Genomic DNA, 14,715 nt, shown 5'->3' on the forward strand with positions numbered 1-14,715 from the left:
GCTGGCCGGCGATGACGACGACCAGCGGTGCGGAGACCGACGCCCCCCGAGCCACGGGCGGCGTCACCAGCCGCGGGGCCCAGCGCAAGACCGAGATCGTCGAGGCGGCGGTCCGCGTCATCGCCACGGTCGGGCTGTCCGGCCTGTCGATGCGCGCGGTGGCCGCGGAGGCCGGCATGCCGCTGGGTGCGCTGAGCTACTACTTCACCGGCAAGTCCGACCTGGTCCTCGAGTCCTTCCGCGCGCTGTCCGCGGCGGAGATCGACCGGGTGGTGACGGCGGCGCACGCGCTGGACCCGGCGATGGCGCCCACCGAGATGGCGGACCGGCTGGCCGACCTGGTGCTCGACGGCCTGGTCCGCGCGCACGGCACGATCGTCGCCCGGCACGAGCTGGTGGTGGAGGCCAGCCGCAAGGACGAGCTGGCCCCGCTCTTCGCGGCCTGGTACGTGACCATGGTGCCGCCGCTGGCCGGCCTGTTCCGCCAGCTGGGGTCCCGCGAGCCCGACGTCGACGCGCGGCTGGTCCTGGCGACGATGGCCGGCCTCGAGGCCGACCACATCTACCGGCCGCTGCGGCCGGCCGACAAGCGGTCGATCCGGGCCGTGCTGCGCCGGCTGTTCCGCGTCCTCGCCGACGCCCGGAGCGCGCCGGGCGCCTGATCAGTCCTCGGCCGGCTTGGCTGGGTGGGCGACGGCGTCGTCCTCGCTGCCGTACCCCTCAGCGTCGTCCTCGACGTGCGGTCCGGTCAGGCCGCCGAGCGCGCCGCTGAGGTCGTCGGTCTCGTGCCGGACCGGCGACAGGGGCAGCCGGGCGGCGACCTCACCGGTGAGCGGCGCCGGGGTGTCGGCGACAGGCGTCGCCGGCGGGGCGTCGGTGACCTCGCCGATGAGCACCTCGGCCGGCGTCGGCAGGGGAGCGGGGCGGCCGAAGGCGAAGCCCTGGGCCATCGCGCAGCCGTGCCGCAGCAGCCAGTCGGCCTGGTCGAGGTCCTCGATGCCCTCGGCGATGACCTGCAGGCCCATGCCGCGGCCGAGCTGGAGCAGGCCGTGCACGAGCGCCGCGGTCGACGGCTCGGTCACCACGTCGGCGACGAAGGAGCGGTCGATCTTCACGGTGTGGATCGGCAGCCGGTGCAGCGCGGTGATGGCCGAGTAGCCGGTGCCGAAGTCGTCGAGGGCGAGCGTGACGCCCTGCTCGGTGACGACGGCGACCGAGTGCAGCGTCGCCTCGGCGGCGAACAGCGCGGTCGACTCGGTGATCTCCAGCTCCAGCCGCTCCGGGGCGAGGCCCGACTCGGCCAGCGCCTCGGCGACCAGCTCGCTGAAGCCGTCCTCGGCGAGGTGGCGGGCGGAGATGTTGACGTGCACGCGCAGGTCCGACGGCCAGGTGGCGGCGTCGCGGCAGGCCTGCTTGAGCACCCAGGCGCCGAGCTTCGAGGTCAGCCGGTTGTTCTCGGCGGCGGGCAGGAAGACGCCCGGCGGCAGCAGCCCGCGGCTCGGGTGCTGCCAGCGGATCAGCGCCTCGTAGCCGAGCAGCGTCTCGTCGGCCAGGTGCACGATCGGCTGGTAGAAGAGCCGCAGTTCGTCGTTCTCGATCGCGTGCCGCAGGTCGGTCTCGAGCTGGAGCTGGTCGACCTCGCTGCGCGACAGCGCGCCCTCGTGCACCTCGATGCGGGCGCGGCTGCCGTCGGCCTTGGCGCGGGTCAGCGCGCTCTGGGCCTGCCGCAGCAGGTCGTCGGGGGTCAGGTCGTTGCCGAGGGTCAGGCCCACGCTGGCCGAGAGGGTGATCTCGCGGTCGTGGACGACGAACGGCTCGTCGAGCACCGACAGCAGCCGGTCGGCGAGCGCCCGCAGGCCGTCGAGGTCCTCGACGTCCTCGGCCACGACGAGGAACTCGTCGGCACCGAGCCGGACGGCGGTGTCCTCGACGCGGGTGCTCCACCGCAGCCGGTCGGCCACCTGGGAGAGCAGCAGGTCGCCGGCCTCGTGGCCGAGCGCCTCGTTGACCGCCTTGAAGCGGTCGATGTTCAGGTGCACGAGGCCCACCTGCAGGCCCCGGCGGCGGGAGAGCGCCACGGCGTGGCGCAGCCGGTCGGTGAGCGCGCGCCGGTTGGGCAGCCCGGTGAGCGGGTCGGTGAACGCGCGGCGGACGAGGTCCTCCTCGGCACGGCGGCGGTCGGTCACGTCGACCAGCGACAGGACGACGAACTGCGGGGCGCCGGTGGTGTGCCGGACGACGTCGTGCGCCTGGACCACCCACAGCTCGGTGCCGTCGGAGCGGCGCAACCGGCGCTCGCCGTCGAGCAGCAGGTTCGGGTCGAGGTCCTCCTCGCCCGGGCCGGGGAGCACCTTGAGCTCGGTCACCGGCGGGTCGTCGGGGTGGGCGAGCAGGTCGACGTGCCGGCCGGTGAGCTCCTCGACGGTGCGGCCGGTCAGCCCGCACATCACCGGATTCGCCACGAGGATATGCCCGTCGACGGTGACGAGGGCCTTGGCGATCGGGGCGCCGAGGAAGAGCGCCTGGAACATCTGGCCGCGGTCGGCGAGCAGCGTGTCGATGGCCCGCAGTCGGTGCGGGGCCGTGCCGCGTGCGGGGAGGTTCACCTGGACAGGGTCGGGCATGCGGACGCCGAAGTGGCGGAACCTGCCGACGGAGAGTCGTGTTCGCGTCGCTACACAACGTGATGAGCCAGCGGGATGTCCGCGTCGTCTCGGCAAGGTGCGACAAGCGTCGCCGCTGCTGACCGCAGACCTGGCCAGGCGGGAATCATCAGACCCGGCCGCGGCGCTCGCACTCCTCGTGGACAAGAAGATCGGGTTCCTGTCGTTCGGGCACTGGCAGCCCATCCCCGGCTCGCAGGTGCGGACGGCGCGGGACGCCCTCGTGCAGAGCGTCGAGCTCGCCGTCGCGGCCGAGGAGCTGGGGGTGGACGGCGCGTTCGTCCGGGTCCACCACTTCGCCCGCCAGCTGGCCTCGCCGTTCCCCTTGCTCACGGCGATCGCGATGCGCACCCGCGGCATCGAGATCGGGACCGGCGTGATCGACATGCGCTACGAGAACCCGCTCTACATGACCGAGGAGGCCGCGGCGGCCGATCTGCTCAGCGACGGGCGGCTGCAGCTCGGCGTCAGCCGCGGGTCACCCGAGACGGCGCTGCGCGGCTCCGAGGCGTTCGGCTACGTCCCGCCGGAGGGGTCCGGGGACGCCGAGCTGGCGCGGGAGAAGACGGCGCTGTTCCGCGCCGCGATCGCCGGCGCCACCGTGGTGGACGCCGACCCGCGGATGACCGGTGGGGTCGCCGGCCGGCTGGCCGTGCAGCCGCAGGCGCCGGGGCTGGCCGACCGGATCTGGTGGGGCTCGGGCACCCGGGCGACGGCCGTCTGGACGGCCGAGCAGGGGATGAACCTGATGAGCTCCACGCTGCTCAGCGAGGACACCGGCGTGCCGTTCGACGAGCTGCAGGCCGAGCAGATCGCGCTCTTCCGGTCGGCGTGGTCCGCCGCGGGCTGGGAGCGCGAACCGCGCGTCTCGGTGAGCCGCAGCGTCATGCCGCTGGTCACCGACACCGACCGCGCGTACTTCGGCGACCGGTCGGAGGGCAGCGACCAGGTGGGCCTGCTCGAGGGGGTGCGCGCTCGGTTCGGCAAGAGCTACGTCGGCGAGCCCGACGAGCTGGCCGAGGACCTGGCCAAGGACGCCGCCGTCCGCGAGGCCGACACCCTGCTGCTCACCGTCCCGAACATGCTGGGCGTCGACTACAACGTCCACCTGCTCGAGACGATCACCAAGCACGTCGCCCCGGCGATCGGCTGGGTGCACCCCGACCGCCGGACCAGCTGAGCGTCCCTCGCCGGCTGGAAAGGGTGCCCCCGAACGGGCGAGTCCGGAGGACGCGGCAGTCGGTCGCCGGGGGATGACCTCGAGGATCCCGCGGATGTCCGCTCACCGACGGGAGACCTCGTGACCTTCTCGCCGCCCCCGCACGGTCCGGCGCACCGGGCGGTGACGACGCCGGTGCCGATCCCCGAGCCGCGGTCGCCCGAGATCACGTGGACGGTCCCCTCCCGGCGGCGCAGCGCCTGGCCGTGGTCGCTGGCGATCGCGGCGCTGGTCGCGGCGGCCGTGCTCGCCGTGGTGCTGCTGCCGCTCAGGGTGGGCGACGCCCCAGCCGACAGCGATCCCGCCGAGCGCTCCGCGACGTCGGAGTCGACGGGCAAGGTGGACGGGGCCGTCGACAGCGGCTGGCACGACATCGCCCTCCTCGAGGGCTGGGTGGCCACCGGGGACGGTGCACGGTTCCGCGTCGTGGACGGGATCTGCTACCTGCAGTTGCACGTCGCCCTTCCGGGCGGCGTGTGGGGTCCGAACGCCCCGATGGCCCAGCTACCGGAGTTCGCCCGACCGGCTTGGCACCTGGGATTCGTCGGAACCCGCGCAGGGCTGCCCTTCGGCGAGGTGAAGGTGTTCGCCGACGGCCGCGTCTTCGTGGTCGCACCCAGCGCGGCGGCCGGCGGCGACATCACCGTCTCGGCCGCCTTCCCGGTGGGCCGGTAGGCCGCCGCACGTGCGAGGGCGGTGGCACCGGATGCCCGGTGCCACCGCCCTGGCGGCTGCGGCTCACGCGTCCTGGACCTCGTAGCTGACGCTGGTGTCCTCGGCGACCGTGGCGGTCACCTGGATGCTGCGGGACGTGTCCTCGAGGTTGGTCACGGTGCAGTCCAGCGTCGTCCCGGCCGGGTCGACCAGCAGGGTGCGGTCGCCGGTGTCGCAGTCGGTCGCCAGCTGGACGTCCACGCCGGTCTCGGACTCGATGTCGGCCGCGATCTGGGCGCTGACCTCCTCCTCGACGGCGGCCACCGGCACGACGGTGTTGTCGAGGGCGAACTCGGCGTTGCCCTCGTCGTCGGTCTGGGTGACGGTGTAGGTGATCGGCTGGCCCTCGAGCGAGGCGCTGCAGCTGAAGGTGGCGCCGGCCTCGAGCTCGACGTCCGTCGGGCAGCTGACGTCGGCCGGCGTCACGCCGGCCTGCTCCTCGGTGAACGCCGTGAGCTGCCGTTCGGCGTCGGCGGCGTCCACGTACGAGGTGCCGAACAGCAGGATGCCGCCGACGACGAGCCCCCCGATCAGGACCAGCGCGCTCAGCACCGAGCCGATGATCAGCCCTGTCTTCTTCTTGGGCGGCTGGTGGCCGTAGGGCGACGCCGGCTGGCCGAACGGCGCGGGGGACGGGCCGAAGCCGGGCTGGCCGTAGGGCTGCTGTCCGTACTGCTGGCCGTAGGGCTGCTGCCCGACGGGGGGATACGTCGACTGGGTCATGGTGTCCTCCTCCTGGTGTGGCACCACGGTGGAGGACGGCTCTTCGGGCGGACTTGACGAGCGCTGGTGCCGGACTTGGACCGCTGCTTGCGGCGCCATGGGGATGCCCGGCAACCGGGGGATCACGGACCCTGGTCGATCCGGTGGCGGGCCGCCGACGGCCACGGCAGCCCGCTCGGCAGGTCGGCGCGCCACGGGTACACGGCCTCCACCCACCAGGTGGCGCCGGCGCGGGCGTGGTCGGCGTGGACGTCGTGGCGGGCGGGATCCGCGCCGTCGCTCTCGCCCGGGACGGCGAGGTCGAACGGCGCCGGGTCGGCGCGCAGGGTGCGCATCCGCTCGGCCACGGCGGCGGTGTCCGCGACCTCCCATCGGCCGTCGAGACGCATCGGGACGACGCCGTCCCACCGGGCCGCCCGGACGAGGGGGCGGGTGCCCGGCCAGGTGCCGCCGACCCACACCGGGATGCGGGGCCGCTGCAGCGGCGGCGGGTGGCAGACCGCCGACCAGGCGGGTCCCCCCGCCCGGTAGAAGCGGCCCTCGTGGTGGACCGGCTCCCCGCTCCAGAGCCGGTCGAGCAGGGTCAGGTGCTCGTCGAGCATCTGCCCCCGGGTCCGGTGGTCGGCCTCCTCGCCGACGTACTCCCACTCGAACGGGAACGCACCGGTGCCCACCCCGAGCGTGAGCCGGCCGCCGCTGAGCCGGTCGAGCGTCACCGTCTGGCGGGCGACCACCACGGGGCGGCGGCGGGGGAGCGGCGTCACCAGGGTGCCGAGCCGGATCGTCGTGGTCGCGCAGGCCGCCGCGGTGAGCGCGATCCACGGGTCGACGACGGGGATCGGACCCGGGCCGAAGGCGAACAGGTGGTCCCAGAGGAAGAAGCCGTCCCAGCCCGCCTGCTCCGCCGCGACCGCCCACTCCGCGACGACCGCCGCGTCGACACCGTCGCCGAAGCAGGCGAGGGAGAGCCCGAACCGCATCCGCCGACCATGCCCGGGGCGGCGGCCGCTCAGTCGTGCCGCGGCCGGACGGGTTCGCGACGCGGGTCGCCGCCTGCGGGCCGACCGCCCGAGCGCGCCCGGCAGGGATCGAACCTGCGACCAAGTGCTTAGAAGGCACCTGCTCTATCCGCTGAGCTACGGGCGCTCGGCGACAGATCATCGCACTTCTCCCGGCCCGCTCCGCGTTGCGCCGAGCGGCCCGTTGACCCGGCGCCACCGGAGCACCACCATGCGCCGGACGACGGGAGGTGCGCCGTGGGGAAGCCGACGGTGCCGGGGTCCTGGGCCGGCGCGGAGCGGTACGAGGCCTACGTGGGCCGGTGGAGCCGGCCGGTGGCGCGGCGGTTCCTGGACCTCCTCGCCGTGCCGGCGGGCCGCCGCTGGCTCGACGTCGGCTGCGGCACCGGTGCCCTGACGACGGCGGTCCTCTCCGCCGCGGCGCCCGCCTCGGTCACGGGCGTGGACCCCTCCGCCGACTTCGTCGCGCACGCCAGGGCCACCGTGACCGATCCGCGGGTCGTCTTCGAGCAGGGGAGCGCGCAGTCGCTCCCGCTGGCGGACGGCTCGGTGGACGTCGTCGTCTCGGGACTGGTGCTCAACTTCGTCCCGGACGCGGCGGCCGCGCTGGCCGAGATGCGCCGGGTCGCCGCGCCGGGCGGGCTGATCGCGGCCTACGTCTGGGACTACGCGGGCGGCATGGAGCTCATGCGCCACTTCTGGGCCGCGGCCGCGGAGCGTGACCCGGTGGTCGGCGACCTGGACGAGGGGCTCCGCTTCGCGCTGTGCCGCCCCGGCCCCCTGCGCCGGCTGTTCGAGGACGCGGGCCTGGACGGCGTGGCGGTCGGGGAGGTCGTCGTGCCGACCGTGTTCGCCGACTTCGACAACTACTGGACGCCCTTCCTGGGCGGCACCGGACCGGCCCCGGCCTACGCGGCGGCGCTGGGCGAACCCGACCGCGCCGCGCTGCGGGAGCTGCTCCGCCGCCGGCTGCCGGTCGCCGAGGACGGGTCGATCCGCCTCACCGCGCGGGCGTGGGCGGTGCAGGGCCGGTCCGGGTCGTCGCACGGCACGAGCTGAACACGGCGGAGGGACCCCCGGTGGCCCGGCGTCCACAGGCGCGGTCGTCGTCCACAGATGCCGGCGGCGCCCACCGCTCGGTACCGGCCGGGGCCACGGTGGTCCCACGCCGGCACCGCGCCGGCCTCGCCCGGCAGGGCGTTCGCACACCCGCGAGGAGCACCGTGAAGGAAACCGGGGTCACCGTCATCGGCAACGTGGTGGCGTCGCCGCAGAAGAACCGCACCGCCAACGGCAGCGTCACGAACTTCCGCCTCGCCTCGACGTCGCGCCGCTTCGACAAGGGCGTGCAGGGGTGGGTCGACAGCAAGCGCCTGTACGTCGACGTCGAGTGCTGGGGCGAGCTGGGCGGCAACGTCTCGCACACGCTCAGCAAGGGCGACCCGGTGATCGTCTTCGGGTGGCTGTACACCGACGAGTGGGAGTCCGACCAGGGCCGGCGCAGCAAGGTGAAGCTCCGCGCCGCGGCCGTGGGGCCCGACCTGAACAAGGGGACCGCCGAGTTCCGCCGGACCGCCCGCCCGCAGCTCCCGTCCGCCGACGCGGTGCCCGAGGACGGCGCGGCGTCCGCGGAGAGCCCGCCGGACGAGGAGCCGGACGCGTCCTTCGGGGAGTTCGACGGCTACCCGTACGAGGTCGAGGACGCGGGGGAGGAGGCGCGCACCCCGGTCCCGGTCGGCTGAGGGGGTGGGGCCGGGGCTCCCGCACGGGATCCCCGGCTCCTCCGGCCGGGCGCGGCGGACTACACGCGGGGGTGCCGGTGTTGCACGTCCAGGACTCCGACAGCACCGTCCCGGGACCGGCACTCCACCACGCCGCCGGGAACTGGGAGGATCGGAGCGAGGACGCAGGGGGCCGGCCGGCCCCGCCCCCGTTCGCGACACAACGGAAGGCCCGAGAAGCCCAGTGGCTCAGTACATCTACTCGATGGTCCGTGCGCGCAAGGCGCACGGCGACAAGGTGATCCTCGACGACGTCACCCTGGCGTTCCTGCCCGGCGCCAAGATCGGCGTGGTCGGCCCCAACGGCGCCGGCAAGTCGACGGTCCTCAAGATCATGGCGGGTCTCGAGCACCCGTCCAACGGCGACGCCACCCTGGCGCCCGAGGCGACGGTGGGCATCCTGCTGCAGGAGCCGCCGCTCAACGAGGAGCTCGACGTGCGCGGCAACGTCGAGGAGGCGGTCAAGCCGCTCCGCGACGCGCTGACGCGCTTCGAGGAGGTCAGCGCGGCGATGGGGGAGCCCGACGCCGACTTCGACGTGCTGCTGGCCGAGCAGGGCGAGCTCATGGAGGTCATCGAGAACGCCGACGGCTGGGAGCTCGACGCCCGCATCGAGCAGGCCATGGACGCCCTGCGCTGCCCGCCCGGCGACGCCGACGTCACGGTCCTCTCCGGTGGTGAGCGCCGCCGGGTGGCGCTGTGCAAGCTGCTGCTCGAGGCGCCCGACCTGCTGCTGCTCGACGAGCCCACCAACCACCTCGACGCCGAGAGCGTCGCGTGGCTAGAGCAGCACCTGGAGAAGTACGCCGGCACCGTCGTCGCCGTCACCCACGACCGGTACTTCCTCGACAACGTCGCCCAGTGGATCCTCGAGCTCGACCGGGGCCGTGCCTACCCCTACGAGGGCAACTACTCCACCTACCTGGAGACCAAGGCCGCCCGGCTCAAGGTCGAGGGCGCCAAGGACGCCAAGCGGCAGAAGCGCCTCAAGGAAGAGCTCGAGTGGGTGCGCTCCGGCGCCAAGGCCCGCCAGGCCAAGAGCAAGGCCCGCCTGGCCCGCTACGAGGAGATGGCTGCCGAGGCCGAGAAGTACCGCAAGCTCGACTTCGAGGAGATCCAGATCCCGCCGGGCCCGCGGCTGGGCAACGTCGTCGTCGAGACCAAGGAGCTGACCAAGGGCTTCGGCGACCGGTTGCTGATCGACGACCTGTCGTTCACCCTGCCGCGCAACGGCATCGTCGGCGTGGTCGGCCCCAACGGCGCGGGCAAGACCACGCTGTTCAAGATGCTCGTCGGCGAGGAGAAGCCCGACGACGGCGACATCAAGGTCGGCGAGACGGTCAAGATCTCCTACGTCGAGCAGAGCCGCGGCGGCATCGACCCGAAGAAGACGCTGTGGGAGGTCGTCTCCGACGGCCTCGACCACATCAAGGTCGGCAACGTCGAGATGCCCTCGCGCGCCTACGTCGCCGCGTTCGGGTTCAAGGGCCCGGACCAGCAGAAGCCGGCCGGCGTGCTGTCCGGCGGTGAGCGCAACCGGCTGAACCTCGCCCTGACCCTCAAGCAGGGCGGCAACCTGCTGCTGCTCGACGAGCCGACCAACGACCTCGACGTCGAGACGCTCTCCAGCCTGGAGGCCGCGCTCGAGGAGTTCCCCGGCTGCGCCGTCGTGGTCAGCCACGACCGGTGGTTCCTCGACCGCGTGGCCACGCACATCCTCGCCTACGAGGGTGAGTCGAAGTGGTTCTGGTACGAGGGCAACTTCGCCGACTACGAGAAGAACAAGGTCGAGCGGCTCGGCGCCGAGGCGGCCCGCCCGCACCGCGCGACCTACCGCAAGCTCGCGCGCGACTGAGCGAGGACCCCGCTGCCCCCCGCGCCCCGCAGGCTCGGCGAGGGGCCCCGCAGCAGGGGCCGTTCCAGCACGTCACCGGCCGGCCGGAGCACGCGCTCCGGCCGGCCGTCGGCGTTCCGGGGTTAGGAGCGGACGAGCACGTTCGCCCGGCGGGCGATCCGCCACCCGCCGTCGCGGCGCACGAACACGTACAGCGCCCGCATCTCCGGCGGCCGCCCCGCATCCGCGTCGGCCGCGCTCGACCACGCCTCCTTCGTCGCCACGGCGACGCCCTCGGCCGGCGTCGTCACGTCGGTGAGGCGGTAGTGCGCCGTGGCGTCGCGCAGCACCGGCTGCGCCAGCCCGGCTACCGCGGCGGCCACGGCCTCCTCCCGGCCGCGGAGCACCCGGCCGGTCGCGTCGACCAGGACGGCGTCGTCGGCCACGTCGGCGGTCAGCAGCGCGGGGTCGTTGCTGTTGAAGCCGTCCTCCACGCGCCGGACCACCTCGCGCAGCGCCGCCAGGTCGGCGGCGTCGTCGCCCCCGACGTCCTCCGCGACGCCGGTGTTCTGCCCGGCGACGATCCGCCAGTCCCCGCCCTCCCGCCGCCACGTGTACGTCGGCCGGCCCAGCGAGCGGGGCGACAGCGGCCGGCCGTCGGCGTCGAGGTACTCCTGGTCCACCCAGGTGATCGCGACGTCCGGGGTGGGGAAGCGGACCTCCGCGACGGTGTAGCTCACCGACGCCCCGCTCATCGCCCCCGGCAGGACGCGGCGGGTGAACGCGGCGATCTCGTCGAGGCCGACGAGCCGGCGGCCGCCGCCGGTCACCCAGACGGCGTCGGGGGAGAACAGGGCGAGGAAGCCGTCGACGTCCTCGGTGCGCTGCGTCTCCTCCACGACGGCGACCAGGTCGACGAGGCGGTCGACGTCGGCGTTCGGGCGGTCGGGGGCGGGTGTCGTGTCCACGGGCAGCAGTGCACTTGCTCGAGTGCGCTGGAGGTCAAGCCCGCTCGTGGTCACGGCCGGTGGTAGGGCAGGGTGTCCCCGTGCGGTACACGGTGCAGGTCCCGATGCGCTGGTCGGACATGGACGCCTACGGCCACGTCAACAACGTGGTGTTCCTGCAGTACTTCGAGATGGCCCGCGTCGACCTGTTCTTCGAGCGGGCCTCCCTGGAGGAGCGCACCGGCCTGCGCCGGGGCACCGTGGTCGCCGCCCACGACATCCAGTACAAGCGGCCGGTCGTCTACTCCCCGCGGCCGCTGGACGTGCAGATCTGGGTGTCCGGCATCCGCGCGGCCGCCTTCACCTGCCACTACGAGGTCGTCGACCACGGCACGCTCGCCGTCACCGGCAGCACCCTGCTCGTCCCGTTCGACTTCTCGATCAACCGCCCGCGGCGGCTGACCCCCGACGAGAAGGAGTTCCTCGCCCGCTGGACCGACGACCCGGCGGGCGAGGAACCCGAGAGCTAGCGCCGGCGGCGGTTCACGACCGCCCAGGCGCTGCCGAGCACGGCGGCGGCGATCGCGGCCTTCACCAGCCCGCCCAGGATGAACGGGTAGAAGCCCGCGTCCAGCGCCTGCGCGGCGGTCATGCCGGTGCTGACCGCCAGCCACGGCACGCCGACGGCGAAGATCACGGCCTGGCCGGCGATGAACAGCGGGACCGACTTCCACGGCGTGCGGTCGGCACCCCGCCGGGCCGCCAGGCCCATCAGGTACGCGGCCGGGATGAAGCCCAGCACGTAGCCACCGGTCGCGCCCAGGACGACGTCGACGCCGCCGCTGGCCTCGGAGTAGAAGGGCAGGCCGACCGCCGCGGCGAGGATGTAGGCCACCTGCACGGCGACCCCGCGCACCGGCCCGAGCGAGGCGGCGACCAGGACGACGGCCAGCGTCTGCCCGGTGATCGGGACCGGCGAGCCCGGCACGGGGACGGCCACCTGCGCCAGCAGGGCGGTGAACAGCACGCCGAGCGCGACCAGGCCGGCGTCCCGCGCCTTGACGGCGGGGACGAGGTCGGCGAGCACGAGCGGCCGCGAGGGCAGCGCCGGCGAAGAAGCGGTGGCCACGAATCCTCCAACAGTGGTCGGGGGCAGATCACCGGCAGTCTGCCGCATCGCCGCAAGGTCTCCGGCACGAGGCCGGTCGGGCGGCGCGGACGGCGGGCCTGCGGACACGCCGACCGGTTTGCGACCCCTCCCGGAACCGTGTTGGCTCGGATCCGTCCGGAGCCCTCGGCGAAGGCGAGCACGGCGTGGCAACACGGTGGTGGGAGTCCCTGGTCTCGTGGGGACTCCCCCCGAGGACGCCGCCACCCGAGCCGCCGACCGCCGACGAGGCAGCGCACCGGGAACCGCCCGGTGCAGCGCACGACGACGCGGCACCGCCGCCGCGCACCCCGGCCGTGCACCCCGAGACGCCCGGCTCGTCCGGTCGACCCGGGTCGCCCGCCGACCCGGACCGCAGCACTCCGCTGCGCCCCCACCGAGAAACGACAGGAGTTCCACCCGTGGCACAGCTCGACAACGTCATCGCCGACCTGCTCTCGATCGAGGGCGCCAGCGGCGCCGCCATCGTCGACGTCGACAGCGGCATGGCCCTCGCGGCCGGCGGCGCACCCGGTTTCGACCTCAACGTCGCCGCCGCGGGCAACTCGAACGTCGTCCGCGCCAAGCTGCGCACCATCAACGACCTGGAGCTCAAGGACGAGATCGAGGACGTCCTGATCACCCTGGAGCACCAGTACCACCTGATCAACGTGCTCAAGGGGCAGGGCAACGCCGGCCTGTTCATCTACCTCGTCCTCGACCGGATGACCGGCAACCTCGCGCTGGCCCGGCACAAGCTGCGGGCGGTCGCGCAGAAGGTCAGCGTCTGAGACGGTGCCGACGCCCGGCCCGGACGGGGGCCGGGCGGGCGTCGGCGGCGGGGACGGGACCGACCGGGGCGGGGTGACCCGGTCGGGGTCTCAGGAGGCGGCGCCGGCCGCTTCCAGGATCCGCTCCCGCACCGCGGCGAGCTCCAGCTCGCCGGTGTCGATCCAGCGGGTGACGCGGCCGTCGGCCACGACCCCGACCCGGTCGCAGCACTCGGCCAGCTCGTCCGGGTCCACCGACACCACGACGACGGAGGTGCCGGCGGCGGTCGCCTCGTCGAGCAGCTGCCGCACCTGCCTGCGGGCCCGCACGTCGAGGCCGCGGGTGGGCTCGTGGACGACGAGGACGTCGCGGTCGGTCGCGGCCATCCAGCGGGCCAGCGCGAGCTTGTGCTGGTCGCCGCCGGACAGCGCGCCGACCGACGTGCGGATGCTCATCGTCTTCACGTCGAGCTGGTGGACGGTGTTGATGACCCCGCGCAGCGAGGCGATCTCGGCGTGCAGGGTGGTCATCGCGCCCCACGGCTCCTGGATGAGCGTGCGCGCGATGGTCTCGCGCGGGTCGACCCCGTAGGCGTCGTCGTCGGGGCGGTAGGCGGGCAGCCGCAGCGTGCCGTCGTCGGCCGCGGGCGGCTCGCCGTGCAGCAGCAGCTCGTCGGTGATCGCGGGCAGCTCACCGGTCAGCGCGCCGGCGATCTCGCGGACGCCGGACGACCGGTGGCCGGTCAGCCCGACCACCTCGCCGCGGCGCAGCAGCAGGTCCACGCCCGCCACCCGGCCGGGCACCCGCAGGTTGCGCACCTGCAGTGCCACCTGGTCCGAGGCGGAGGGGGACGGGGCGGAAGGCGCCGGCTCGGGAGCGGCGACGACGGCGGGGCGGGGCGGCACCGACACCGGTTCACCGACCGTCGCCGCGATCAGCCGCACCGGGTCCAGCGCCCCGCTGGGGCTGTCCAGGGTGATCCGGCCGTCGCGCAGGACCAGCACCCGGTCGACGACCTCGAGCATCTCCGGGAGCCGGTGGCTGATGTAGAGCACGCCGCGCCCCTGGCGCCGCAGCCGGTCGGCGACGGCGTGCACCCCGTTCACCTCCGACGGCAGCAGCGAGGCCGACACCTCGTCGAGGACCACCAGCCGGGTGTCCTCGGCCAGCACGCGGGCGATCTCGACCAGGCCGTGCACGTAGTGCGGCAGCTCCCCGACGCGGGTGTCCGGGTCGACGTCCAGGGTGACCTCGGCGAGCAGGACCTGGGCCTGCCGGCGCAGGGCCTCCTGCGGGCGCCCGGCCTGCGGCGTGCCGCGGAAGACCGCCTGGGCGACGGTGAGCCCGGGATCGATCCGGACCAGCTGCTCGACCACCCCGACGCCGAGCCGGCGCGCGTCCTCGCCCGACAGCGGGGCGAAGGGCCGGCCGCACAGGTTCATCCGGCCGGAGTCGGCCACGGCGATCCCGGCGACGATGTCGCCGAGGGTGGACTTGCCGGCGCCGTTGGTGCCGACCAGCCCGACGATCTCGCCCTCGGCGATCGAGAACGAGACGTCCCGCAGGACGCGCCGGGCCCCGAACGACTTCGTCAGTCCGTCGACCTGCAGCAACGTCATGGGCGGGCGCGCCTCCGGGAGAAGGGGTCCCCCGACCACCGGGTCGGTCGACCGGTTGTGCACGTGCCCCCCGTGGCGCTGTGTTACGGAACTGATGCTACCCGGGTGCGGTGGCGGCGCCCGCCGGGAGCGCGGACCTCCGGGCACTGCCCCGATGCTCCTATGGATCGTCAAGCGGCTTGGGCCGGTGGTGGTGAGGTGAGCAGGTAGTAGAGCTCGCGGGCGATCAGTCGTTTGAGGCATCGGATGATGTCCTTCTTCGACAGCCCTTCTTCGGT

General features: G+C 74.0%; 14 protein-coding genes and 1 tRNA gene. 8 read left to right on the forward strand and 7 right to left on the reverse strand.

Going from position 1 to position 14,715, the window contains the following annotated elements; genetic code table 11:
* Positions 1-11: 11 nt before the first annotated feature.
* Positions 12-662 carry a TetR/AcrR family transcriptional regulator gene (locus tag ACI8AF_RS11650; RefSeq protein WP_456539867.1) on the forward strand — a complete coding sequence of 217 codons (651 nt, stop codon included), beginning with the start codon at positions 12-14 and terminating at the stop codon, positions 660-662.
* Here ACI8AF_RS11650 and ACI8AF_RS11655 read toward each other — a convergent pair whose 3' ends face one another.
* Positions 663-2,606 (reverse strand): putative bifunctional diguanylate cyclase/phosphodiesterase, encoded by a 1,944-nt coding sequence (locus ACI8AF_RS11655; protein WP_456539868.1) that lies wholly within the window; start codon positions 2,604-2,606, stop codon positions 663-665.
* A gap of 115 nt (positions 2,607-2,721) precedes the next feature.
* Here ACI8AF_RS11655 and ACI8AF_RS11660 point away from each other — a divergent pair, with 115 nt between their 5' ends.
* Positions 2,722-3,843: an LLM class flavin-dependent oxidoreductase gene (locus ACI8AF_RS11660; RefSeq protein WP_456539869.1), complete on the forward strand. Its 1,122-nt coding sequence runs from the start codon at positions 2,722-2,724 to the stop codon at positions 3,841-3,843.
* Between the two features lie 120 nt (positions 3,844-3,963).
* Positions 3,964-4,557, forward strand: coding sequence for a hypothetical protein (locus ACI8AF_RS11665; protein WP_456539870.1), 594 nt, complete (start codon positions 3,964-3,966; stop codon positions 4,555-4,557).
* 63 nt (positions 4,558-4,620) lie between these two features.
* Here the strand turns inward: ACI8AF_RS11665 and ACI8AF_RS11670 are convergent, their stop codons facing one another.
* The 3 genes from ACI8AF_RS11670 to ACI8AF_RS11680 form a co-directional block, all read right to left on the reverse strand.
* Complete coding sequence (locus tag ACI8AF_RS11670) at positions 4,621-5,319, reverse strand: DUF4333 domain-containing protein (RefSeq protein ID WP_456539871.1); 699 nt, start codon at positions 5,317-5,319, stop codon at positions 4,621-4,623.
* A 122-nt stretch (positions 5,320-5,441) separates the two neighbouring features.
* Positions 5,442-6,299 (reverse strand): LLM class flavin-dependent oxidoreductase, encoded by an 858-nt coding sequence (locus ACI8AF_RS11675; protein ID WP_456539872.1) that lies wholly within the window; start codon positions 6,297-6,299, stop codon positions 5,442-5,444.
* 93 nt (positions 6,300-6,392) lie between these two features.
* Positions 6,393-6,465: transfer RNA gene (locus ACI8AF_RS11680), tRNA-Arg, on the reverse strand.
* A gap of 110 nt (positions 6,466-6,575) precedes the next feature.
* Here ACI8AF_RS11680 and ACI8AF_RS11685 point away from each other — a divergent pair.
* The 3 genes from ACI8AF_RS11685 (at position 6,576) to ettA (ending at position 9,974) form a co-directional block, all read left to right on the forward strand.
* Complete coding sequence (locus ACI8AF_RS11685) at positions 6,576-7,397, forward strand: class I SAM-dependent methyltransferase (protein WP_456539873.1); 822 nt, start codon at positions 6,576-6,578, stop codon at positions 7,395-7,397.
* Positions 7,398-7,561: 164 nt separating this feature from the next.
* Positions 7,562-8,080 (forward strand): single-stranded DNA-binding protein, encoded by a 519-nt coding sequence (locus ACI8AF_RS11690; protein WP_456539874.1) that lies wholly within the window; start codon positions 7,562-7,564, stop codon positions 8,078-8,080.
* A gap of 223 nt (positions 8,081-8,303) precedes the next feature.
* A complete protein-coding gene (gene ettA / locus ACI8AF_RS11695; RefSeq protein WP_456539875.1) occupies positions 8,304-9,974 on the forward strand; it encodes an energy-dependent translational throttle protein EttA in 1,671 nt (556 codons plus the stop codon).
* A gap of 122 nt (positions 9,975-10,096) precedes the next feature.
* On the opposite strand, the gene ACI8AF_RS11700 is transcribed toward ettA, so the two are convergent.
* Positions 10,097-10,921 (reverse strand): SgcJ/EcaC family oxidoreductase, encoded by an 825-nt coding sequence (locus tag ACI8AF_RS11700; protein ID WP_456539876.1) that lies wholly within the window; start codon positions 10,919-10,921, stop codon positions 10,097-10,099.
* 80 nt (positions 10,922-11,001) lie between these two features.
* On the opposite strand from ACI8AF_RS11700, the gene ACI8AF_RS11705 reads away from it, so the two are divergent.
* Positions 11,002-11,430: an acyl-CoA thioesterase gene (locus ACI8AF_RS11705; protein WP_456539877.1), complete on the forward strand. Its 429-nt coding sequence runs from the start codon at positions 11,002-11,004 to the stop codon at positions 11,428-11,430.
* On the opposite strand, the gene ACI8AF_RS11710 is transcribed toward ACI8AF_RS11705, so the two are convergent.
* Positions 11,427-12,029, reverse strand: a complete 603-nt coding sequence (locus ACI8AF_RS11710; RefSeq protein ID WP_456539878.1) for a biotin transporter BioY — start codon at positions 12,027-12,029, stop codon at positions 11,427-11,429. The two genes, ACI8AF_RS11705 and ACI8AF_RS11710, sit on opposite strands and share 4 nt — an antisense overlap.
* A gap of 440 nt (positions 12,030-12,469) precedes the next feature.
* On the opposite strand from ACI8AF_RS11710, the gene ACI8AF_RS11715 reads away from it, so the two are divergent.
* Positions 12,470-12,838, forward strand: coding sequence for a hypothetical protein (locus tag ACI8AF_RS11715; protein WP_456539879.1), 369 nt, complete (start codon positions 12,470-12,472; stop codon positions 12,836-12,838).
* A gap of 90 nt (positions 12,839-12,928) precedes the next feature.
* On the opposite strand, the gene ACI8AF_RS11720 is transcribed toward ACI8AF_RS11715, so the two are convergent.
* Entirely contained in the window at positions 12,929-14,437 is a 1,509-nt protein-coding gene (locus ACI8AF_RS11720) for an ATP-binding cassette domain-containing protein (RefSeq protein WP_456539880.1), read from the reverse strand.
* Positions 14,438-14,715 lie beyond the last annotated feature (278 nt).

The sequence above is a fragment of the Blastococcus sp. SYSU D00669 genome (genome assembly GCF_054050715.1).

What these genes read in the sequence shown, in the direction of transcription:
- ACI8AF_RS11650 (WP_456539867.1), top strand. Translation starts at nt 12, where the DNA reads ATGACGACGACCAGCGGTGCGGAGACCGACGCCCCCCGAGCCACGGGC.
- ACI8AF_RS11670 (WP_456539871.1), bottom strand. Translation starts at nt 5,319, where the DNA reads ATGACCCAGTCGACGTATCCCCCCGTCGGGCAGCAGCCCTACGGCCAG.
- ACI8AF_RS11675 (WP_456539872.1), bottom strand. Translation starts at nt 6,299, where the DNA reads ATGCGGTTCGGGCTCTCCCTCGCCTGCTTCGGCGACGGTGTCGACGCG.
- ACI8AF_RS11720 (WP_456539880.1), bottom strand. Translation starts at nt 14,437, where the DNA reads ATGACGTTGCTGCAGGTCGACGGACTGACGAAGTCGTTCGGGGCCCGG.